Below are 414 nucleotides of genomic sequence, written 5' to 3' on the forward strand. Positions count from 1 at the left end.
CCACGACCGCCGTGATGCTGCGGCAATGCCAAGTGTTAATCGCAGCATCGTCCAACCAGAAGGTGACTGCGCCACGGTTGACTAATGCCTGATTATATTGCTTCCAATTGGTGATATTGCACTTTAACTTGCCCATGACCTTAAACCTGTGATGCAAGATCTGATCATGAAGTGCCAAAAAGATTCCGCTGATTTAGGCAACAACGCCCATTTGGGGAGCCGCCTTGCTGTTTCTGTTGGAGTTGTTTTACTCACTTTCGCATGACTGAATTGCTGACTCCCATTGCGGTTGCAGCCTCTTGTTTAAACTCAGCGCTGAACGTCGGTCTTGTGTTTTTTATGTCTGCCACCTATTTGCGGCGAAGCACGCCTTGCATCCAGGCCCGTAAGCCGACGCAGAGCACACATGGGACT

The 414-nt window shown here is 50.0% G+C and carries 1 pseudogene; it reads right to left on the reverse strand.

Features of this window, described 5'->3' with window-relative positions:
- Nucleotides 1-136, reverse strand: a pseudogene (locus RC73_RS21335) (IS5/IS1182 family transposase); the annotation flags it as partial.
- Nucleotides 137-414 lie beyond the last annotated feature (278 nt).

Origin of the sequence: Shewanella sp. ECSMB14102 (assembly GCF_000813075.1) — a bacterium.
Classification (GTDB): Bacteria; Pseudomonadota; Gammaproteobacteria; order Enterobacterales; family Shewanellaceae; genus Shewanella; species Shewanella indica.